Origin of the sequence: Peribacillus sp. NPDC097225 (genome assembly GCF_044761955.1) — a bacterium.
GTDB lineage: Bacteria > Bacillota > Bacilli > Bacillales > DSM-1321 > Peribacillus.
Map to the genome: position 1 here is coordinate 107,888 of NZ_JBIWDJ010000001.1, position 20,313 is coordinate 128,200.

Sequence of the window (20,313 nt, forward strand, 5' to 3'; positions counted from 1 at the left end):
CCTACAATAATGTTAATCGGAGGAAATGAATTGAAAAAAGTCTCGAAATCCCTCATTCCATTCGCAGGAATTGTCCTCACACTCCTTCTCATTTACATCCTTCAAAAAGTTCCAAAAACATACGGTTCCGATGAGAACTTAAATGTATACCAAAAATACCAGGATGGTCAGCCGATTGACTATCTGATTATTGGCGATAGCATAGGCAGGGGGTCCGGGGCTGAAAATCCGAGTCAAACTTGGTTTAAACAACTGGAAAATAAAATGAGCAAGCACCATTCAGTTCCCTTTAAAGGGGATTACGTTGTTCAAAGCGGCTCCACTGCTTTTGAAGGTCTTTATAAGCTCTGTCAAATAAAAAGAATGGGCCATAAGGATTTGATTTTCATTGTATTCGGTGAAAATGATCGTAAATACATGAATGTGGACGATTTCAAAATGACGTACGAGGCTCTGATTAGAAAAGCAAAGCACCTATATCCTCATGCTGAATTGTTCACGATTACGGAAAGTTGTTTGGAAAACGAGGAATTTGCGAATGCTATCGGTCTGTTATCTGACTATTATGGGGCCACCAATATTGACATGCGTCCAGTTTTCAATTCTTCAGGGTTCACTGACAAGGAATTGACGAAAGATTTGATTCATCCAAATGGCCTTGGCTATCAATTCTATGCAAATGCGATTTACCAAAAGTTTATTGAAAATGCACAAAAAGAAAAACCTGTCGCTAGTCTTCCTCCTAAATTTCATCAAGGCTCCGAAATAAATTTAAGAGATAATGACAACTATGATTCAATGGTGGGGTTTAGACCAAGAGGCGGTTATTACACAAGTGATGAGACAGGGAGTTATATTGAATACCGATTCGAAGGAAATATACTTGGAGTTAAATTACTCAGAAGCCCAGATGGCGGAGAAGTTGATGTATTCATTGACGGCAAACTGAATACATCCCTTCATACGTGGTGGCCCTTTGCCCGCGAAAGGTATTTATTCATCGCCAATGGCCTTTCTCCCGGTCCTCACACCGTGCGTTTTGTAGTTTCAGGGAGAGAAACCTCCAAGGACCTCCCTACCACACATGTGCGGCTTTCTTCCATCATCACCAATGATTCAAACCACTAAAACAAGTAAGCCCCTATCACAGGATGATAGGGGCTTACTTGTTTATTAAAGAAACAGTTTCTTATATTCACCGTATCCTTCTTTTTCAAGATCTTCGAGTGGGATGAATCTTAACGAAGCAGAATTGATGCAATATCGTAACTTGGTTGGTCCTGGTCCATCATCAAACACATGTCCAAGATGGGAATCGGCCGTTTTTGAACGCACTTCGATCCTTCTCATGCCATAGCTTGTATCCAAATTTTCCACAACTTCACCATCATCCAGTGGCTTGGTAAAGCTTGGCCAGCCACAGGCGGAGTCAAATTTATCTTTGGAAGTGAATAGCGGTGTACCGGAAACAATGTCCACATACAGTCCATCTTCATTCAAATTCCAATATTCATTATGAAAAGCAGGCTCTGTCCCGCTATTTTGTGTGACTTCATATTGAATGGGTGTTAATTTTTTCTTCAAATCATCTTTACTGCTCATTTCTTTTCCCCCCAATGATGTTTTTGAAAAGCCTTGCGCCCGGAGCCAACTGAATATCTCTCGTAGTGCTCTGGTTGCTTTTTATAATAATGCTGGTGATACGTTTCTGCCGGATAAAAGGTTTTGGCCGGTAGAATGGGTGTCGCAATGGGCTTAGAAAAAATGCCGCTCTCCTGTAGGTTTGCCCTGGAAGCTTCCGCTATTTCCCGTTGCTTTTCGTCGTGATAGAAAATGGCCGTTTGATAGGAACTACCACGATCAAAGAACTGGCCTCCAGCGTCTGTTGGATCAATCTGTTGCCAAAATAATTCAACTAAATCTTTATAAGGGTAGATGGAAGGGTCAAAGGTAATCTGAACAGCTTCATAATGTCCCGTCGTTTCCGAGCAAACCTCTTTGTATGTAGGATTCTCCGTTGTCCCCCCTGTATAACCGGAAATGACAGATTCAATACCAGGCTGTTCATCGAAGGGTTTTACCATACACCAAAAACATCCTCCAGCAAATGTTGCTTTGTCTAAATGGTTGGTCAACTGTAATATCCTCCTTTTTTGGAAAAGTTCTATTGAATGCATTTTAAACCTTTTATAAGGTCATGTAAAATTATCTGCTGTCTAAACTTCTTTTGTTGATGAAACTGGACTGATTAAAAAAATCAATCAAATTTGAGTATACGAAAGACACATGCCCAAGCATGCTACCATATGATGTCTTCATAATGATTCAAATGAGAGGTGATAGACATGAACCATAAAGACAAACATTTACAAAAGGCCATGAATTATGATGCATTATCCTGCTACTATAAATATACTAACCCACATTTACATGATTATTATTATCATAAACACTTAAAGAGCATGGAAAAAGCCATGCAACCAATGAGAAGTGAACAAATCAATACGGTAAAACCGGCACAGGTCCGTATTTTACATGCAGCTCCAAAAGCACCTGCGGTCGATGTATATGTAAACGAAATGCGCATCCTTCAGAATTTCGCTTACAAAGACAATAGCAACTATTTATCTTTACCCCCGGGTAAATACCAAATTGATATATATCCTGCCGGACAAACCACGTCCACCTTCCTTAGCCGTAAAGTCGATCTGGAAAGTGAAAAACTGTATACTGTCGTTGCTACAGGATCCAATGAAATGCCAAAACTACTTACTTTCGAAGACAATCCTTATGTCCCCCAAGATGAATCCAAGGTTCGATTTGTCCACTTGTCTTTTGATACGTCACCGGTGGATATCGCTGTAAAGGATGGTGATGTCGTATTTTCAAGACTTCCGTATCGCAAAGCAAGTGAATACCTGAATCTCTACCCCATGCAAGTCGATTTTGAAGTAAGGAAAGCCGATTCGAAAGAAGTAGCCCTCTCCTTACCCAATACAGATATTCAGGCAAATACCCCATTATCCATTTATATAATCGGCACCAGTCAGGGTCAACCTGGCTTAGAAACACTTATCTTAACACCTTAATACAAAAAAAGATGAAAAGCCAGGATGCATTTGACCTGGCTTTTCATCTTTCATTTTCACTTATTGTAAAGAAGAGGGGACAGTTAATAAAAATGAAATATCATCATTCTTTAAATCAAATTCATTAGCCTTGACCCTGACGTCACTTTTTAATTTCATGTCCTGTAAAGACACATATATGTTTTCCTCATTGGGATTTATGGTGACCCAATCCGGCATTTTATACCGTTCATTAATTAAGTTCATCACATATGAAACAGGAAGGTTCATCTGGCCAATCGCAATCGATTTTTGTTTTAAAACCAAATCCCCGTTCTTTTGCGCAATGGGTTCGAATGTTAATTTCATTTCCACTTCACGGTTGAAAAAAGGCATTTTCCCGTATAACTCCACTTCATCTCTTAAATACACTTCATAATGTATCAATCCAGTCAAGCCTTCTTTATCAAGATACTGGTTGATTAATCGGGTCAAATCTTCCCGGTTTGTATGAATCTGAAACTGGATATCTTCTTCCTTAGTTACAACTGGCTTCATATCTGAATCTTTTGCCGGTAAATTAATTAAAACCAGGATTGAAAGGATGACCAGGATGTTAACGGCTAATAAAGTAATAAACAAAGTCTTCCATTTGACTTTTGTCATTCTTGGTCATCATCTCCTTTGGCGCTAGCTTCCATTGTATCCTTTCCGATTGTTAAAACTTCCATGTTATTATAGATTCTTTCTGCAATCAATTCATATCCCCGATCATTGGGATGGAAGTAATCTTCCGTATATAGCAAGTCTTCTTTGGAATTTTGGAAAATATCATCTATTTCGATAAAATATGCAGAATCATATTCGGTGATAATCTTTTTTCCGCTATCATTCCAATCATTCATGATTTCATCTAGTTCATAAAAATCAGCAAACCACTTTGAAAATGGGTTATACACGCCCACTAAATAAATCTGTGCCTGTTGATTTTCAGAGCGCACCTTATCCAATATCTGTCTTAATCTTTTTTCATACCCTATTTTAGCTGAATCGAATTGGTTCAGTTCCAAGTTGGAGAAATTCTGTTTAAATACTCTCATGATATCATTTCCACCAATTGTGACGACAATGGAATCGGCTTGTTCAATATCTTCTTGAACACGGGATTTATCCAACCTTTTTAATAATTGGTCGGTCCGGTTTCCCCGAACTCCGTGATTGATCATCTCAACTGAAGTAATAGATGGCTCTTTCTCAAGATTTTTCTGCAAGTAAGGGAGATATCCCCCATTATCTTTACTATCGCCGACACCTTGAGTTAGGGAATCACCTATTGACACGATTTGAACAGGATCCGGAAAAAAGCTGGCTGGAATGGTTTCCTTTTTGCTTAATTCAACAACATTATGCTGCTGAACGAGTGGCTGTTCTGAAGTAGTCCTCTGAGAGCAACCTGAAATCCAAACTAGGCATATAAAAAGACAGGTGATTTTGTGTCTCATAACCTCACCTTCCCTACCTAAATATTATATCATGGGGAAAATATAAAATTGAATCAATTTGACCTTTACTTGTCGGTTTTATTTGTATTTATCACTGTATAGTATGAAAAAAAGCTGGGAATTAAAGCTTATCCCATGAATTTTAGCATGTACCTGATGAGTAAATTCATTCTTCGTAACAGCTATTTGTTCCATACGTCATTCCGTGATTACTATAGAAACTAAAAAACTATTGAACAGGTCATTCTCCTGTTCAATAGTTCTGTAGTATTTTTATATGCTTAATCATCTCATCAAAAGGAATATCCTGAAGTCCCGTGTAATCCCGGATGACTTTTCCCTCTTGATCCATTAGATAAAACCTTGTCTGGTGAATCACCTGATCTTCATTGTCAGGCTTCAATACAATCGTTTTAAAGTTATCCTTGGCAAATGCCTCGATTTCATCTTGACCATAACCAGTCAAAAAGTGCCAATTTTTGTAATCGACGTTGAACTGGTCGCCAAATGCTGTCAAGACATCAGGCTTGTCCACTTCAGGATCCACGGAAAATGACACGAACTCAACATCTGAAATTCCCTCATCCTTCAGTTTTTGTTGCAACTTCACCATATTGGCAGTCATGGGGAGACAAACATCCTCACAATTTGTGAAAATGAAATCGGCTACCCAGACTTTTCCTTTTAAATCAGTTTTGGAAAAGGGTTCCCCATCCTGGTCCACATAACTAAAATCTTCGATATCCCAATTCTTCGCATCAGGCACCCCAGTTGAACCACATGCTGCCAGCATCAACAATACCCCAATGCCCATAGCTGCCTTCAACAAATGCAGCTTCCTCATCCATACCCCGCCTTTTATGTATAAATATTCTGTCACTTCTTTCATTCTACCAGACCACCAGTAGGAAAACAGCACTATTTTTATCATAAAATGAACATTTGACTACATTACTTAGCTATCATCTCCTGCTCTTTAGGAGGTACTAAAAGCGAACATCAATCCCAGTAATACATGATGGCCATGGCACCTTCGCCAGTATGTGTGCTGACCACAGCCGTTGTAGCTTCTAACTTAATATCCTGGACCCCTGAAATTTCAGTAATCGCTTTGCGAACTTTATCGGCCATTTCATAGCCATTTGCATGGACGAAACCAATGCCTTTGACTTGTTTTCCTTGTGTATCTTCTTTGAATTTTTTTGAAATGAATTTTACAACCTGTGATTGGCTCCTTGCTTTTGAAACGGGATTCAGCACGCCTCCGTCCAGAAGTGCAATCGGTTTAATATGTAAAAGAGATCCGATGAATGCTGATACTTTGCCAATCCTTCCGCCTTTCACAAGATTGTCCAGCGTTTCAATGACAATGATTAGACTCGACTGTTTTCTAATGGTCTCAAGCCTTTGCATTATTTCTTCGGTGGTTTTGCCTTCATTCGCCATCTTGGCAGCCTCTATCACTTGGAATGACATGGCTTTTGAGATGAATTCCGAATCATAAACGGTAACTTTAGCATCGGACATCCCTGCTGCACTTTCAGCCGAACGTACTGTACCACTCATGCCACCAGTCATATGGATTGAAATAATCTCACTGCCATCCTTTCCAAGTTCATTATATACTTCTAAAAAAGTCCCTACTGCCGGTTGGGAGCTTTTAGGGAGTTCTTTTGACTGATTCATTCTTCTTAAAAATTCATCCTGTTCAATTTCCACTTTATCCAAAAAGGTCTCTCCATCAATATAGATCGACAAGGGGACCATTGTAATGCCATAATACTCAAATTCTTCTGGGGTCATATCCACTGTTGAATCCGTTACAATCTTCACTTTATTCATCTTTACACATCCCTAAATTAACGTATCTATTGTATTATACCTATTCAAAGTACGCTTTCAAACTAAAGCTTATATTTTTTTCAGAATAATGATTCTCTTGGACACATATACGTTGAAAATCAGAAGAAAACTTTGTAAAAAGGCATATATCTTATTTGGATCTAATCAACTTTATGGCTGAATGATGCCGATTCAATAACTTCAGCCATAAAAAATGACCCGAAGGAATAAATCCTTTGGGCCATTTTTTATATGCCATCTTCATTATTAAGAGTTTCTTCCAGCAAGCTCTCCCGTTTTACCCTTCGTCGATAGACAATTTTAGAAAGCGAAATACTAACTTCGTAAAGTAACAGTAAGGGAACCGTGACCAAAAAATCCGACATGAAATCTGGCGGTGTGATGGAAACAGCAATTACCACGAGAACAAAGTAAGCATACTTCCTTAATTTTTGAAGCACGTAAGGGTTGATAAGACCGATGGAGGTCAGGAACATCGTAACGACTGGTAGCTCGAATAAAAAGGCAAAAGGAATCGTCATATTGAAGACAAATGAAAAATACTTATCTGCGGTGAAATTGGTTATGAACATGCCTTCACCCAGTTCAATTAAAAATTGAAGGATGGTCGGAAAAATGACAAAATAACCAAAAGCAAGGCCTCCAATAAACAAGATGAAAAGAGCTGGAATATAGGCAAGGGTGGCCCTCACTTCATTGGGCATTAAAGCTGGCTTAACGAACAACCAAATTTGAAGTGCTATAATCGGAATCGTTGCAGCAATGGCAACTACTCCTGAAAGCATGAAGTAAATCCAGATGATATCACTTGGACCTAAGACCATTAATTCGAATTCAAGATCCTTAACAAACCAATAGTAGATTTTTTCCACATAAATAAAACTGACAATAAAAAAGACGAAAAAAGCTACAGTCGTAATGATTAGCCGTTTTCTCAATTCATCGAGATGATCGATGATATTTAATTCTTTATCTTCCAAAATAAATCACGCCTTCATTTGAAAATCCGTTTCTTTGCTACAGAACAAAAGACGTAAGAAGGTCCATCTTACGCCCTGCATTTAATCATTCATGATTTTTTGGTTGTTGTATTTTCTTATCCTCTTCATAGTCGCCTTTTGTCAGTTCACTCGTGGATTTCTTGAATTCTCGAAGCGTTTGTCCAAAAGCACGTCCGATTTCGGGAAGCTTCTTCGGACCAAAAATGATTAAGGCCAATACCAAGATGATAATTAGACCAGGTATTCCAATATTCGACATGAATACATCCCCCTCGATGTTATAATTCAACCTATTCTGCTTTTAATTATAATACCATTTTCAGCCAAATGAAAGGAACCTGGCAAATCGTCATACAACGGTAACAATTATCGACAAAACACGACTGCTGGATAAGTTGAATAATATGTAAAAATATATATATTATTCTAACCTAATTTAAAATTTTGTCTAGTTTAAATTAATAAGTGGAATAAATTGCTGTCTTTATTGACTTCCACGCTTGAGAAACCCTTTTTATTCATTCTCTGAATAAGTCCTGTATAATCAAATTTGTTTTTTAACTCAATACCAACAAGGGCCGGGCCACTCTCTTTATTATTTTTCTTCGTATATTCAAATCGACTAATATCATCATTGGGTCCCAACACTTCATCAAGAAATTCCCTTAATGCTCCAGCACGTTGTGGGAAATTCACGATAAAGTAATATAGCAGGCCTTCATATAATAAGGACTTTTCCTTGATTTCCTGCATACGGCCTATATCATTATTACCCCCACTTACAAGGCACACGACCGTTTTCCCCTTTATTTGGTCTTTGTAAAAATCAAGGGCTGAAACGGAAATAGCACCCGCTGGTTCAGCAATAATGGCATGCTGATTATATAAATCGAGAATCGTCGTACAGATATGGCCTTCAGGCACTGCAACGATATCCTCAAGATTCTCTTTACATGTTTGGTATGTCATTTGCCCTACACACTTCACGGCTGCACCATCCACAAACGTATCGATATTCTCAAGTTCAACGACTTTTCCTTCTTGGAAGGAAGTTTTCATGGACGCGGCTCCGAGCGGTTCTACTCCAATACACTTCGTATCAGGGGACACTGATTTGAAGTAACTTGAAACCCCAGCCATTAATCCGCCGCCACCGATTGCTGCGAACACATAATCAATCTTATCTTCACAATCATTCAGGATTTCAACCGCCGTAGTGCCTTGACCGGCAATCACCTTTTCATCATCGAAAGGATGGATGAAAGAACGCCCTTCCTTCTCGCAACATTCCATTGCACTTGCGAATGCGTCATCAAATGTATCACCAATTAAGACAATTTCAATATTATCCCTACCGAATAACCGGACTTGATCGACCTTCTGCCTTGGCGTCGTAGCAGGCATGTAAATTTTCCCATCGATTCCTAACTCACTGCAGGAAAAAGCCACTCCCTGTGCATGGTTCCCGGCACTCGCACACACGACACCATTCTTTGTTTCTTCCTGAGTCAAACTTTTCATTTTATAGTAAGCTCCCCTTAACTTAAAGGAACGAACATGTTGAAGGTCCTCACGTTTCAAATAGACATTGCATTCATACTTACTGGATAAACGCTGATTCTTTTGTAAAGGTGTATGTAAGACAATATCCTTCAATTCTCTATAGGCAATTAGAATATCCTCCAACTGAATCCCCCTATTCACTGATGCTGTCTGGTTCATAGTTATCCCTCATTTCCTTCCTAATCAATTCTATAATTATAGCACTTTATCATAAGTATGTAACTGATTTTTCTAAAAATTCTATCTCTTTGGTTTTGTACAAAAAAACCGACTATGGCTTATTCACCATAAATCGGTTACTAATATCATTTTTTTCGTAAAACAATAAAATCATGGGCATATAGATTTTTATCATCTGTTACACCAGGGGTCGTCTCCACGGTTTCCCACTCCGTCTCATTAATGATTGGAAAAAACGTGTCCCCTTCAAAGACTTCATGTATTTCAGTTATATATAACCGATCGGTTACTGGCAGGATTTCTTTGAAGATTTCCGCTCCCCCTATAACGAACACCTCTTGTTTACTATTGTCGGCATACGTCTTAATCTGATCAACATCATGCAAAATGGTGCAGCCTTCCGCTTTAAATTCATGATTCCTGGTCACGATGACGTTTTCCCTTCCAGGCAGAATCCGCCCTATGGATTCAAATGTTTTGCGCCCCATGACGATTGGGTGACCCATCGTTACCTTTTTAAAGTACTGAAGGTCCGCTGGCAAATGCCAAGGCAGCTTGTTATCTTTTCCAATCACACGTTTTTCATCCATGGCTACAATTAAGGAAATCATATACTCACCTTCCCTTTAATGTGGGGATGAGCTTCGTAATTTTCAAGTTCGAAATCTTCAAACCGAAACTCAAAGATATCTTTCACTGCAGGATTGATTTTCATCGTAGGCAGTGGTTTAGGGTCTCGTGTCAACTGTAATTTCACTTGATCCATATGGTTCGAATAGATATGGACATCCCCAAAAGAGTGAACGAATTCACCAGGCTCCAGGTCACATACTTGGGCTATCATCATCGTTAAGAGTGCATAAGAAGCGATATTGAACGGCACACCTAAAAATACGTCCGCAGAACGCTGGTAAAGTTGGCAGGAAAGCTTACCGTCCGCCACATAAAATTGAAAGAATGCATGACAGGGAGGTAAGGCCATCTCTTCAAGCTCTCCGACATTCCAGGCACTTACGATCAATCTCCTTGAATTTGGGTTCGTTTTGATTTGCTCGATCACTTCACTGATTTGATCGATTTGCCTTCCATCCGCTGCACCCCATGAGCGCCATTGATGCCCATAGACGGGACCTAGATTTCCTGCTTCATCAGCCCACTCATTCCAAATGCGCACATTATTTTCCTGAAGGTATTGTACGTTTGTATCGCCTTTTAGAAACCATAAGAGTTCATGGATGATTGCTTTTAAACTGACTTTTTTCGTAGTCAAAACAGGGAATCCCTCACGCAGATTGAACCTCATTTGATATCCGAAGGTACTGATTGTTCCTGTTCCGGTACGATCGCCTTTTTGAGTTCCATTTTCAAGTACATGCTTACATAAATCCAAATATTGCTTCATGGTAAACCACCTTTTCAACATTCATTCTTCTTATTTTAACTTTTTACTGTTACCAGTTCAATGTGTCAATGTGAATTACGATTGAATTAAATTATTCAATCTAGTTGTTTAATAAAATGGTAGGTCTCTGGAGCTTTCCGTCTTAGCAATTGATTTTGTTCCGGATTTACATAAAACATCGCAAACGCTTCCGCAAAGTATTCTTCGGGATATGTAGAAAAATAAGGTTGACCAGGAAACAGTGCATCTACTTCTTTTCCCCATACGCTTAAATAATCCATATCCTCACGAATGCCGCCATACACGATTTTATCGATGGAATGGGCAATTTCATGGAGTTCGAGATTTATAGAACTATGGCCGTTACCTTTATCGCTCGCGCCGATTTTAACCAAGACCATATGCGAGCCCCCCATACCCGGAACATCATCCCATGTAGTGCTGGGATTAACATACCCTCTTGGTGTCTGCCCCTTTAAATGAGCTGCAGAACGATTGTCTGTCAGGCTCCCACTGAAAAGCTTTATTTTCACACCCCGATCAATAATTTTCACTTGAAGGGAATGCGGGAGTTTATTGATTGTTTCAACTATGTTTAAGGCTTCCTCTTCATCAAATTCATCTACAGGATATATAAACAAGTTCTGTAATGTCTCTTGATCCTGAAAAATGGCTGCCTGCCTTAGTAGGCTATCTTTTTTCAAGTCCCTCCACTTTAAACCATCTTCCTTAGCAAAAGAGATGGAAAGCATAGAAAGGAAACAGCCTGCCAAAATGAATAATCCAATCCACTTTTTATTTGTCACCTTCTACATCCTTTCCATGGTTTAATAGGATATTTCAAAGAAATATGTATACTTCAATCCCAATTTATTATTCTAGTATAACATGAAACTCCTCTATAATTGATTGATGTATTTTTGGTAAAAATAAGTGGAATATTCTTTTCTCACGAGGCACGGATCACCCAGCATTTTCATATAAAATAATATAATCAAAAAAGGTTCAAGGTGATACCATGAAACCAGTTAACAGAAGTCTCATCCTGCCAGAACCACATGAACTAGCCGAGGAAGTACTGGAAATTTACAGTTTAAAAGTGTTCATCATTCTAGATCTATTGCTATTTTCGATTTTCTTTGGCATCTTGCTGCATCCATTCCTCACATCACTATGGCTAAACCTGTTATACCCTTTGCTCTTTTTTACATTTTTCACTCTCCTTTTTCATCTATTTGAATTTTATTTCCAAAGAAAGAGCTGACACCATTTTGGTATCAGCTCTTTTCCGTAAGATTATTTACTGTGTTCTTTAAGCTTTTTTTCCCTCTGAAAATGAAGCAAGATGGTCGTTCCAAAAATAACAAGAATGGTCAAAAAGAAGATGACATGTGGAACTTCGATTTTCGCCACCGAAAGAAGCATTTTAATCGATATGAACCCTATCAAGACATAGGCAGCCGTTTCCAATTCAGGAATCTTATCAATCAGTTTCAAAAAGACTCCGGCAACGCCCCGCATCATCAGGACACCGATCATTCCGCCCAACAGGAGGACCCAAATCTTTTCACTCACCCCAAAGGCAGCCAAGACACTATCAACGGAAAAAGCAATATCCATCATCTCAACAGCGACAACCGTTCCCCATAAATTACCGAACATACGGATTAATAAACTATTTTTACTCATTCCCTGTAACTCTTCATCCTGGTTAGCCTGTTTATTTCTCTTATCTCGGAAATACTTGAATGAAAGCCAAGCAAGATAAACAGCTCCGAGGATTTTTACCCAAGAAATCTTGATGAGATAGACACCTATTCCAATGGCTAAGAAACGGAATGCATATGCACCCAATAATCCATAGAAAAGGGCCTTTTTCCTTTGTTTTTCCGGAAGATGCCGAACCATAACGGCCAATACCAAAGCGTTATCAGCCGATAAAAGGCCTTCCATTAAGACAAGTGTCCCAATTAATCCCCAGCTAACAGGGTCTGTTAGTACTTCCCCCCACATATCCCAATCAAAAAACTGGGAATAGGTATGGAAGATTTTATTTAGCAATTCTACTGACATGATTAAAGCACCTCTGCAAAACTATAAAATTCACTGCAAGTGCTCTCTAGAGGCACAGCGCAGTTTTTCTTGCTATGTATTATTTCACACAAAATAAATACGTTGCAGAACAACGTATCCAAAAAGAACATTATGAACTTACCTTTATGTATGTTCATTATCATCATACTCTTCCCTTTAGATAAAATCAATGAACGAAGAGATTTAGGATATTCTATCTTGATTCGTCCATTTGGGAGGAGTGTTTTTATCCCAATATATTTTCCCGATGTCATAATGCGTGGCAAAAGAATCGTGGTACGTGTGATAATGAAAATTAAACCAATATCCTTCTAACGGTGGATTTTCCTGCCTAACATGGAATCGGATGACATCATTTCCACTTATCGAGTCATAAATATGAAAAATTTTTTCGGATCTACCTGCACTTGGCCGCTCCGTGATAGTTAGCTGTTGCAGTTTTTCATCAGGAAATTGGTTCGCCATATCGTTTACCGTCTCTTCTATTTTCGGCAAAATGATCATTTTGAACTCATCACCTATTTTAGGGTTTATTTTTTCACCAAATTTCACATAAGCGCTTTCTTCTGCTTTATCAAGTATATCCGATAAAAAGTTATCACGGTCGAAATGATTGAAGCCACTAGATTCCTGTGCAGAAGGAAATGGTGTATGGTCTTCTTGCACTACCGCTTTTTTCGAATCTTTTAGAGAGTCAGCATCAGCTAACCATGCCAAATCTGTAGGTGTGACAAGTCCAAACGTTAAAACGGAAACTAAAATGACAAGACTTTTCCTAAACCATGTTGCCGTTTTCAAACCATTATCCCCCCTCCTGTTGTTCCTTTTTTCTAGTATACTGCGATTTTCCAGGTAATACGAATATATAATACCCCATGTTTCAAAAATCGCCAAAAAGGATAAATACCTATATGCAACATACGTGTTGCATCTTTTATACCATTTTTCACTATAAATATATAAATTAAAGGATTATTAGGTAATTTGTAGAACTTAAATAGATTCAGGTATCTTTTTAAGGAGGGCTTATAAATGGCTTTGACTACAACCGCCATGGTGGCTTTATGTCTTGTTACATTAGCATTTTTCGTATATTTATCATTTGCTGATTAAGACTAAAATACTTATGAAAGAGTCCTTGTCATTCTATTAATGACAAGGTTTTCTTTTCAATGAAGTTCGTCTCTAGCTCAAGAAAGAACTTAAGACGATATACTGGAGGAATTTTGATGGAAAACATCGATGAAAAAACCAAAGAAGAAAACTATAAAAGAGAAACGGCAACAGGAAAAGCTGGTATGGTCGTCACGGCTCATCCAGTTGCGACTAAAATCGGGGAAAAGATCTTACGCGATGGCGGAAATGCCGTTGATGCAGCAGTAGCCATCCAATTTGCATTAAATATCGTGGAACCTATGATGACAGGAATAGGCGGCAGTGGATTCCTTATGGTTTATAATGAAAAAAGTAAAAAAACGAAGATATTCGATGGACATGTCAGGGCACCTAAAGCGGCATATCCTGAATTGTTCCTGGATGAAAATGGGGAGGTTATTCCCTTTAAAGAGCGTTCGACAAAAGGGACGGCAGTTGGCATTCCAGGAATTCTAAAGGCGATGGATGAAGCGCTCAATGAATATGGTAGCAAGCCATTAGCCGAACTCATTGAACCCTCTATAGAATTTGCTGAAAATGGGGTCCCGGTCAACTGGGTACTTTGTGATGCCCTTAAAAACTTTGAATATCGATTGGGTGATGAAGCGCGAAACTTCTTCATGCCCGAAGGAAAACCATACCAGGTGGGAGATATATTAGTTAAGGAAAAGCTGGCAAATACTTATAGGATTTTACAACGCGAAGGGGTATCTGCTTTTTATGAGGGCGAGATTGGTGAAGGAATCATTTCCTGTATCAAGGAACAAGGCGGATTCATGGAAATGGCCGATTTAAGAGATTACAAAGCAACCGTTGATGAACCCATGGTCGGCACCTATAAAGATTATAAAATTGTCTCTTCGATGGCTCCTAGCGCGGGAGGGTTTACCGTCATTCAAATATTAAAGATATTAGAATCATTCCATCTAGAGCAATATGATGTACGTTCCTGGGAGAAATATTATCTGATAGCGGAAGCGATGCGTCTGGCCTTTACAGATAAAAAGGCATTTCTGGCTGATCCTGAATTTGCCGAATTACCGCTTACGGGTCTTATGCATGACGAATATATAGCTGAACGACGGAAGTTCATTAATTTCAAGTCACGGAACAATGCCATTGATTTCGGAAATCCATGGAAGTATGATTCCGTGAAGCAAAGGGAAGTGATTCAACAGCCAAATGATGAAGAACGCAGTGAAACCACCCACTTCACGGTGCGTGACAGATGGGGCAACATCGCGGCTTGCACCTCGACTGTTGAGCACCCTTTCGGTTCTGGCATCATGGTTTCCGACTATGGTTTCATGTTGAATAATGAATTGACCGACTTTGATTCCGTTCCAGGCGGCATGAATGAAGTACAGCCTAATAAACGACCAGTAAGCTGTAAGAGTCCGACCATCATTTTTAAAGACAATCAACCCATTTTAACACTTGGTTCCCCTGGGGGACCGACCATCATTAGCTCAGTTGTCCAAACCATCATTAATGTGCTCGATTTCAAAATGGACTTAAAGGCGGCAATCGAAGAACCAAGAATTTTCACGCCGATGGGCCCACATATTGAATGGGAAGCCGGGATTGATATGAACAGCAAGGGACACCTCGAAGGAATGGGATTTGCCTTCAATGAAGTCCCCCACTCAATCGGTAATGTCCAGGCCATACAAATCAACCCATTGGACGGTTCGAATTATGGCGCTGCTGATTCCAGCCGTGAAGGCTGTGCAATGGGTCTTGATGAAGGGGATTATCAGACCGAATGAATTCATAAAATGGAAATGAAGCCATAATGGAATTTTGAGGTTTTTCGTTCCAACACGTCAAATCCAAATCTCTGGAAGCGGGTACTGCGAAAATGATCTTTCAACACAACTCTTTTTCGTGCGACCCGCTTGGCTTCATTTATTATTTCTATGGTGAAATCATGATTTGCAGCAAAATGGGTCAGGCCTTTAATGCCATTAGATTCTTCAATGGTCTCCTCAAACATCGGATCAAAATAGACGACATCGAAATGATTATCCGGTAAAGTTTTCAATAACTCATTATGATTAGCCTCCATAACTTCTATCCGCCTCATTACTGATAACATCCACTCTTCTGCATCACTCCAAGTCTTTAAACCATGGTCCACAAGTAATGCCAAGTATTTATTTCCCTCCAGCGCTAACACACGCCCTTTACTACCGACTGCAAAACTAGCGACAATGGAGTCAGCACCTAATCCCAATGTACAATCAAGCACGGAGTCCCCTTCTTTAATATCCCCTGCAATAAGAAATGGATCAGCCTCCCCATTCAGTAATCGCTTCAATCGAATCATCGCTAAGTTAGGATGGAAAAAGAAAGGCTCCCTCTCTCCGTACCGGTATATTTCCATTCTATTTCTCCCGAAAACGAGACAATCATCCTTGTCGTTTTCCCTTTGAATATCCTGAATCGAACGTTTTCTCCTCGATACAAAAGGAATCTTTTGATCCATCGCGAACTCTTTTGCCAACTCTATAACATCTTGGTCAGCTCGTCCAGCTGTAGTCACAAACATGTACCTGCTCCTTTAATACTCTGAATTTGAAAAAGAATGCCCTTTTACAGGACATTCTTTTTTTTACTTATTTTATTTTACTTTACATTATCGAATGCTACCAAGAGATTTTCCATGATAGCTTCCATAGGCTGGCCTTCAATATCATGGCGAGGAATGAAATGAACGACCTCTTTCCCTTTTAATAGAGCCATGGATGGAGAAGAAGGTTCAATCCCATTAAAGTACTCACGCATTTTAGCTGTCGCTTCTTTATCTTGCCCTGCAAATACAGTGACTAGATTATTTGGCTTCTTCTCTGCTTGGAGTACAGCTTGAGTCGCTGCTGGACGAGCTAAACCTGCAGCACAGCCACAAACTGAATTGACGACAACAAGTGTAGTCCCTTCGGCTGCCTCCATGAATTCCTCAACCTTTTCAGCTGTTTCCAATTCCTTAAAACCCGCTTGCACCAATTCAGCACGCATTGGCTTCACCATTTGTTTCATGTATTCATCATAAGCCATAGACATAATAATTCCCCCTTGAAATAACTAGATGACTATAAGGATACTATAATTTATGTTCATAATGCAAAGTTGACGCTTAAACCTTCTACGAAAGGCGAACCTTAACCTTGAATCCACACAATTTAGGTTTACCAACATCCAAGCCCTGCATAGAAAATAGGCAGCAGAATTATCTGCTGCCACCCTTTCATTTGTGGATTAAATCTTCATGACGCCGCCAGTGCTTGCATTGGTGACAAGCTTGGAATAACGACCCAGATACCCTCTTGTTACCTTTGGTTCGAATCCTTTCCAATTCGCTTTGCGTTTTTCAAATTCTTCGTCAGAAATTTCCAACTGGATGATACGATTATTCAAATCCAGCTCAATGATATCTCCATTTTCTACAAAGGCTATTGGTCCTCCTTCGGCTGCTTCAGGAGATATATGACCGATACTGATCCCTCTAGAAGCACCTGAGAAACGCCCATCGGTAATTAAACCTACCTTGGCCCCAAGACCCCTGCCGACGATTTGCGAAGTTGGTGCCAGCATTTCCGGCATACCCGGTCCGCCTTTAGGTCCTTCATATCGAATGACCACGACATCCCCTTCTTTTACTTTACCAGTAATAATTCCTGACAACGCATCTTCTTGGGAATCAAAGCAGATTGCGGGACCTCGGTGATAACCGCCGACAGACTCGTCTACGGCACCCACTTTAATGATCGATCCTAGAGGAGCCAGATTCCCGAATAATACCGCAAGTCCTCCACGTTCGGAATGCGGGTTATCTAGGGGATGGATGACATCCGTATTCAAGATTTCGCAGCCTTCCACATTTTCACGTAGCGTTTTACCGGATACAGACAGACAATCACCATTGAACGCTCCTGGCTTTTTCAGTAACTCATGAATAATAGCACTGACCCCACCTGCATTATGGACATCTTCAATATGATAATCCGATGCCGGTGCAATCTTTGCAAGATGTGGTACCCTTCCGGCTATTTCATTTATTCTCTCCATTGGATACTCAAAACCTGCTTCATGGGCCAAAGCAAGGGTATGAAGGACGGTATTGGTCGATCCACCCATGGCCATATCCAAAGCAAATGCATTATCAATCGCTTCCATCGTAACGATATCGCGCGGTTTACGATCCATTTTGATTAGTTCCATCAGTTGTTTAGCTGATTTCTTTACGAATTCCTTTCGTTCTTCAGCTACGGCTAAAATAGTACCATTACCTGGAAGGGCAAGACCTAATCCTTCAGCTAAACAGTTCATCGAATTGGCAGTAAACATCCCTGAACAAGAACCGCACGTAGGACATGCCACTTGTTCGATTTCTTCTAAGTCTTCTGCTTCAATATTACCTGCTTGATAGGCTCCAACACCCTCAAAGACCGATGTTAAGGATAGAGACTTACCATTCTTATCTTTTCCAGCCTTCATAGGTCCTCCGCTGACGAACATCGTCGGGATATTGACACGAAGTGCCCCCATCATCATCCCTGGTGTAATCTTGTCACAGTTTGGAATGCAAACCATCCCATCAAACCAATGTGCAGAAACAACCGTTTCTACGGAGTCAGCAATGATTTCACGACTTGGTAAAGAATAACGCATACCAATATGTCCCATGGCGATTCCATCGTCTACTCCGATTGTATTAAATTCAAATGGAACCCCGCCAGCTTCCCTGATTGCTTCCTTCACGATCTTACCGAACTCCTGAAGATGGACGTGCCCAGGAACGATATCAATATATGAATTACAAACCGCAATGAACGGTTTGCCGAAATCTTCTTCTTTAACACCCGCTGCACGCAATAGACTTCTATGTGGAGCACGGTCAACCCCTTTTGTAATCATGTCGCTTCTCATTTTTGCTGTAGACATTTATGTAGCCCCCTCATTTTAGCAAATTAACATTGAATATATTAACTTTTTATAATACTCTAAAAATTCTAACATAAATGTGGTCAAATGTAACCATTCTAGCTCAAAGTTTTCTACATAAACATTTTTCTAAAATAGTAGAAAAGGGATTTATTCATATAAATGAATGATTTTATCCATTTTTTACCTAATCTTTCATCCCTTTTTTATAAAAAAAAGAGGATGACCAACAAACACGTCCTTACACGGTCTGTGATTATCCTCTTTCGGTCTTTAAACTTACTTATTTTTTACTTTCTTGATTCCGTCATTTGTTTCCATACAGAACCTTTCGCTTCTTCCCCATTCTCGATTCTATCAAGGGCCATTTTCACTTGGAGTGCGACTTCAAATTCGGGGTCTTGTTCAGCTTTCTTTAAAAAAGGTAGGATGGATTCATCACCAACTTCGTATAAAAACATGGCTGCCCTCCATCTCACTAGTTTATTTTTATCCGATAGAGATAATGCCATTTCACCCATTGCTTCCTCAAACCCAAGATCAGATAAACAGTCCCCAGCCGTCCTTCTTACAGCGGCACTTGAATCCCTCAATGCTTTATATAAGCTAGGAAGGACTTTTGGGTCTTCAATCATCCCTAAATATACAGCAGCAAGTCGACGAATGGAAACTTTGCTATCGGCAAGGGCTTTTTCCAGTACCGGAATATCTTCAACCGTCGGATCGCTCATCTGATCCAATAATTGATATCTCTTTTCCCAACTTTCATCGTCTAACATGTCAACGGTCAATTTTATTTTGGGGCGATTGATGACCGGTTCTTTTTTATCCATGGTTTCTTGGGCGGCATCAACTAATTTATTAATTCTTTCCTCCGGATAAGCTGCAACCAATTCTGCCGCTACTTCCTTGACGATATCTTCCATTTCTCCGTAGCGAATGCCGTAGTCCTTCCATTTACGAAGTAGGACGACATTATCATCTTCTTTTTGCGCAGCTGATATGCCCTTAATGAAATACTCCGGTAACGCAAAACGTTTTTCGTGTGTGCTATCATTTGCTTTAATCTGCATGGGAATACCTTTAAATTGTTGGATGGAAACGGAAACTTCTCCATAATGCTCATTTATTTGCGCTTGTTGATTTTGTTTTCCAGTATCCTCACCGAAAACTTGGCGAACTTGGACCAAAATATCTTTCCAATCAAATTTCGCATTACGTTCGACTGCTAAAAAGTCAGCCACATGGTATACACCCTTGACACCGTCAATTTGTAACATGTCTTTTATCATTTTCGGCGCAAGTTCCGCTTGATCTTTTTTATAATTATTGCTCTTTCCTGCTGGCAATTCTTCCGTAAGATTAATTTTCATTGTATTTGGACTTGGCGTAGGTTCTATCGATTTAATATTCAATGCTTTTCTCTCCTTTATCAATACGTTTCCTCGTGTCCTAGATTTTATCACACTGGCAAGAGATTCTCATGCAATTGAGATTCACCGAAAAAAAGACTGGGCCAAGCTAACGCATCCTGGCCCAGT

Annotated in this window: 21 protein-coding genes; 3 read left to right on the plus strand and 18 right to left on the minus strand. The window is 39.7% G+C overall.

Translation table 11 applies throughout. The features are described 5' to 3' along the window. Positions 1-30: 30 nt before the first annotated feature. Complete coding sequence (locus tag ACIQXH_RS00490) at positions 31-1,128, plus strand: SGNH/GDSL hydrolase family protein (RefSeq protein WP_403121812.1); 1,098 nt, start codon at positions 31-33, stop codon at positions 1,126-1,128. A 45-nt stretch (positions 1,129-1,173) separates the two neighbouring features. On the opposite strand, the gene msrB is transcribed toward ACIQXH_RS00490, so the two are convergent. Further along, the gene (gene msrB, locus ACIQXH_RS00495; protein WP_402868984.1) at positions 1,174-1,602 is read right to left on the minus strand and encodes a peptide-methionine (R)-S-oxide reductase MsrB; all 429 of its coding nucleotides are present in this window, start codon (positions 1,600-1,602) and stop codon (positions 1,174-1,176) included. Continuing rightward, positions 1,599-2,084 carry a peptide-methionine (S)-S-oxide reductase MsrA gene (gene msrA, locus ACIQXH_RS00500; RefSeq protein ID WP_402869865.1) on the minus strand — a complete coding sequence of 162 codons (486 nt, stop codon included), beginning with the start codon at positions 2,082-2,084 and terminating at the stop codon, positions 1,599-1,601. Before msrA ends, msrB begins: the two co-directional genes overlap by 4 nt. Before the next feature lie 261 nt (positions 2,085-2,345). Between msrA and ACIQXH_RS00505 the strand changes: the two genes are divergently transcribed. Then, the gene (locus ACIQXH_RS00505) at positions 2,346-3,089 is read left to right on the plus strand and encodes a DUF4397 domain-containing protein (protein ID WP_402868987.1); all 744 of its coding nucleotides are present in this window, start codon (positions 2,346-2,348) and stop codon (positions 3,087-3,089) included. A 60-nt stretch (positions 3,090-3,149) separates the two neighbouring features. Here the strand turns inward: ACIQXH_RS00505 and ACIQXH_RS00510 are convergent, their stop codons facing one another. From ACIQXH_RS00510 to ACIQXH_RS00565, 12 genes are all read right to left on the minus strand, one after another. After that, on the minus strand, positions 3,150-3,734 hold the full coding sequence (locus ACIQXH_RS00510) for a YpmS family protein (protein ID WP_402956801.1): 585 nt from the start codon (positions 3,732-3,734) through the stop codon (positions 3,150-3,152). Continuing rightward, positions 3,731-4,570, minus strand: coding sequence for an SGNH/GDSL hydrolase family protein (locus ACIQXH_RS00515; RefSeq protein ID WP_402868991.1), 840 nt, complete (start codon positions 4,568-4,570; stop codon positions 3,731-3,733). The genes ACIQXH_RS00510 and ACIQXH_RS00515 overlap by 4 nt, the downstream gene beginning before the upstream one ends. A 253-nt stretch (positions 4,571-4,823) precedes the next feature. Next, the gene (locus tag ACIQXH_RS00520) at positions 4,824-5,414 is read right to left on the minus strand and encodes an SCO family protein (protein WP_402869866.1); all 591 of its coding nucleotides are present in this window, start codon (positions 5,412-5,414) and stop codon (positions 4,824-4,826) included. A 155-nt stretch (positions 5,415-5,569) separates the two neighbouring features. After that, positions 5,570-6,412 (minus strand): DegV family protein, encoded by an 843-nt coding sequence (locus tag ACIQXH_RS00525; protein ID WP_402868993.1) that lies wholly within the window; start codon positions 6,410-6,412, stop codon positions 5,570-5,572. 248 nt (positions 6,413-6,660) lie between these two features. After that, positions 6,661-7,413, minus strand: a complete 753-nt coding sequence (gene tatC, locus ACIQXH_RS00530) for a twin-arginine translocase subunit TatC (RefSeq protein ID WP_403079419.1) — start codon at positions 7,411-7,413, stop codon at positions 6,661-6,663. Positions 7,414-7,498: 85 nt separating this feature from the next. Beyond that, entirely contained in the window at positions 7,499-7,693 is a 195-nt protein-coding gene (gene tatA, locus ACIQXH_RS00535; protein WP_402868997.1) for a twin-arginine translocase TatA/TatE family subunit, read from the minus strand. A gap of 194 nt (positions 7,694-7,887) precedes the next feature. Continuing rightward, positions 7,888-9,156 (minus strand): threonine ammonia-lyase IlvA, encoded by a 1,269-nt coding sequence (gene ilvA, locus ACIQXH_RS00540; RefSeq protein WP_403121814.1) that lies wholly within the window; start codon positions 9,154-9,156, stop codon positions 7,888-7,890. A 146-nt stretch (positions 9,157-9,302) separates the two neighbouring features. Continuing rightward, entirely contained in the window at positions 9,303-9,788 is a 486-nt protein-coding gene (locus ACIQXH_RS00545; RefSeq protein ID WP_402988173.1) for a dihydrofolate reductase, read from the minus strand. Next, positions 9,785-10,579, minus strand: a complete 795-nt coding sequence (locus tag ACIQXH_RS00550) for a thymidylate synthase (RefSeq protein WP_402869003.1) — start codon at positions 10,577-10,579, stop codon at positions 9,785-9,787. The genes ACIQXH_RS00545 and ACIQXH_RS00550 overlap by 4 nt, the downstream gene beginning before the upstream one ends. A 95-nt stretch (positions 10,580-10,674) precedes the next feature. Next, positions 10,675-11,385, minus strand: a complete 711-nt coding sequence (locus tag ACIQXH_RS00555; RefSeq protein WP_403121817.1) for an anthrax toxin lethal factor-related metalloendopeptidase — start codon at positions 11,383-11,385, stop codon at positions 10,675-10,677. 490 nt (positions 11,386-11,875) lie between these two features. Beyond that, the gene (locus tag ACIQXH_RS00560; protein ID WP_402869007.1) at positions 11,876-12,652 is read right to left on the minus strand and encodes a TerC family protein; all 777 of its coding nucleotides are present in this window, start codon (positions 12,650-12,652) and stop codon (positions 11,876-11,878) included. 204 nt (positions 12,653-12,856) lie between these two features. Next, positions 12,857-13,471 carry a YpjP family protein gene (locus ACIQXH_RS00565; protein WP_402956796.1) on the minus strand — a complete coding sequence of 205 codons (615 nt, stop codon included), beginning with the start codon at positions 13,469-13,471 and terminating at the stop codon, positions 12,857-12,859. Between the two features lie 431 nt (positions 13,472-13,902). Between ACIQXH_RS00565 and ggt the strand changes: the two genes are divergently transcribed. Next, entirely contained in the window at positions 13,903-15,597 is a 1,695-nt protein-coding gene (gene ggt, locus ACIQXH_RS00570) for a gamma-glutamyltransferase (RefSeq protein ID WP_402869010.1), read from the plus strand. A gap of 2 nt (positions 15,598-15,599) precedes the next feature. Here ggt and ACIQXH_RS00575 read toward each other — a convergent pair whose 3' ends face one another. The 4 genes from ACIQXH_RS00575 to ACIQXH_RS00590 form a co-directional block, all read right to left on the minus strand. Beyond that, positions 15,600-16,379 carry a class I SAM-dependent methyltransferase gene (locus ACIQXH_RS00575; protein WP_403121820.1) on the minus strand — a complete coding sequence of 260 codons (780 nt, stop codon included), beginning with the start codon at positions 16,377-16,379 and terminating at the stop codon, positions 15,600-15,602. A 77-nt stretch (positions 16,380-16,456) separates the two neighbouring features. Next, on the minus strand, positions 16,457-16,891 hold the full coding sequence (locus ACIQXH_RS00580) for a BrxA/BrxB family bacilliredoxin (RefSeq protein ID WP_402956792.1): 435 nt from the start codon (positions 16,889-16,891) through the stop codon (positions 16,457-16,459). 195 nt (positions 16,892-17,086) lie between these two features. Continuing rightward, the gene (ilvD, locus tag ACIQXH_RS00585) at positions 17,087-18,772 is read right to left on the minus strand and encodes a dihydroxy-acid dehydratase (protein ID WP_402956790.1); all 1,686 of its coding nucleotides are present in this window, start codon (positions 18,770-18,772) and stop codon (positions 17,087-17,089) included. A 290-nt stretch (positions 18,773-19,062) separates the two neighbouring features. After that, positions 19,063-20,187, minus strand: coding sequence for a conserved virulence factor C family protein (locus ACIQXH_RS00590; RefSeq protein WP_403121822.1), 1,125 nt, complete (start codon positions 20,185-20,187; stop codon positions 19,063-19,065). Positions 20,188-20,313 lie beyond the last annotated feature (126 nt).

Excerpts from the sequence above, each read along its gene's own strand:
- msrA (WP_402869865.1), bottom strand. The coding sequence starts at position 2,084 with ATGGTAAAACCCTTCGATGAACAGCCTGGTATTGAATCTGTCATTTCC.
- msrB (WP_402868984.1), bottom strand. The coding sequence starts at position 1,602 with ATGAGCAGTAAAGATGATTTGAAGAAAAAATTAACACCCATTCAATAT.
- ACIQXH_RS00510 (WP_402956801.1), bottom strand. The coding sequence starts at position 3,734 with ATGACAAAAGTCAAATGGAAGACTTTGTTTATTACTTTATTAGCCGTT.
- ACIQXH_RS00520 (WP_402869866.1), bottom strand. The coding sequence starts at position 5,414 with ATGAGGAAGCTGCATTTGTTGAAGGCAGCTATGGGCATTGGGGTATTG.
- ACIQXH_RS00525 (WP_402868993.1), bottom strand. The coding sequence starts at position 6,412 with ATGAATAAAGTGAAGATTGTAACGGATTCAACAGTGGATATGACCCCA.
- ACIQXH_RS00575 (WP_403121820.1), bottom strand. The coding sequence starts at position 16,379 with ATGTTTGTGACTACAGCTGGACGAGCTGACCAAGATGTTATAGAGTTG.
- tatA (WP_402868997.1), bottom strand. The coding sequence starts at position 7,693 with ATGTCGAATATTGGAATACCTGGTCTAATTATCATCTTGGTATTGGCC.
- ACIQXH_RS00545 (WP_402988173.1), bottom strand. The coding sequence starts at position 9,788 with ATGATTTCCTTAATTGTAGCCATGGATGAAAAACGTGTGATTGGAAAA.
- ggt (WP_402869010.1), top strand. The coding sequence starts at position 13,903 with ATGGAAAACATCGATGAAAAAACCAAAGAAGAAAACTATAAAAGAGAA.
- ACIQXH_RS00550 (WP_402869003.1), bottom strand. The coding sequence starts at position 10,579 with ATGAAGCAATATTTGGATTTATGTAAGCATGTACTTGAAAATGGAACT.
- ilvA (WP_403121814.1), bottom strand. The coding sequence starts at position 9,156 with ATGAACCAGACAGCATCAGTGAATAGGGGGATTCAGTTGGAGGATATT.
- ilvD (WP_402956790.1), bottom strand. The coding sequence starts at position 18,772 with ATGTCTACAGCAAAAATGAGAAGCGACATGATTACAAAAGGGGTTGAC.
- ACIQXH_RS00505 (WP_402868987.1), top strand. The coding sequence starts at position 2,346 with ATGAACCATAAAGACAAACATTTACAAAAGGCCATGAATTATGATGCA.
- ACIQXH_RS00560 (WP_402869007.1), bottom strand. The coding sequence starts at position 12,652 with ATGTCAGTAGAATTGCTAAATAAAATCTTCCATACCTATTCCCAGTTT.
- ACIQXH_RS00515 (WP_402868991.1), bottom strand. The coding sequence starts at position 4,570 with ATGAGACACAAAATCACCTGTCTTTTTATATGCCTAGTTTGGATTTCA.
- ACIQXH_RS00580 (WP_402956792.1), bottom strand. The coding sequence starts at position 16,891 with ATGTCTATGGCTTATGATGAATACATGAAACAAATGGTGAAGCCAATG.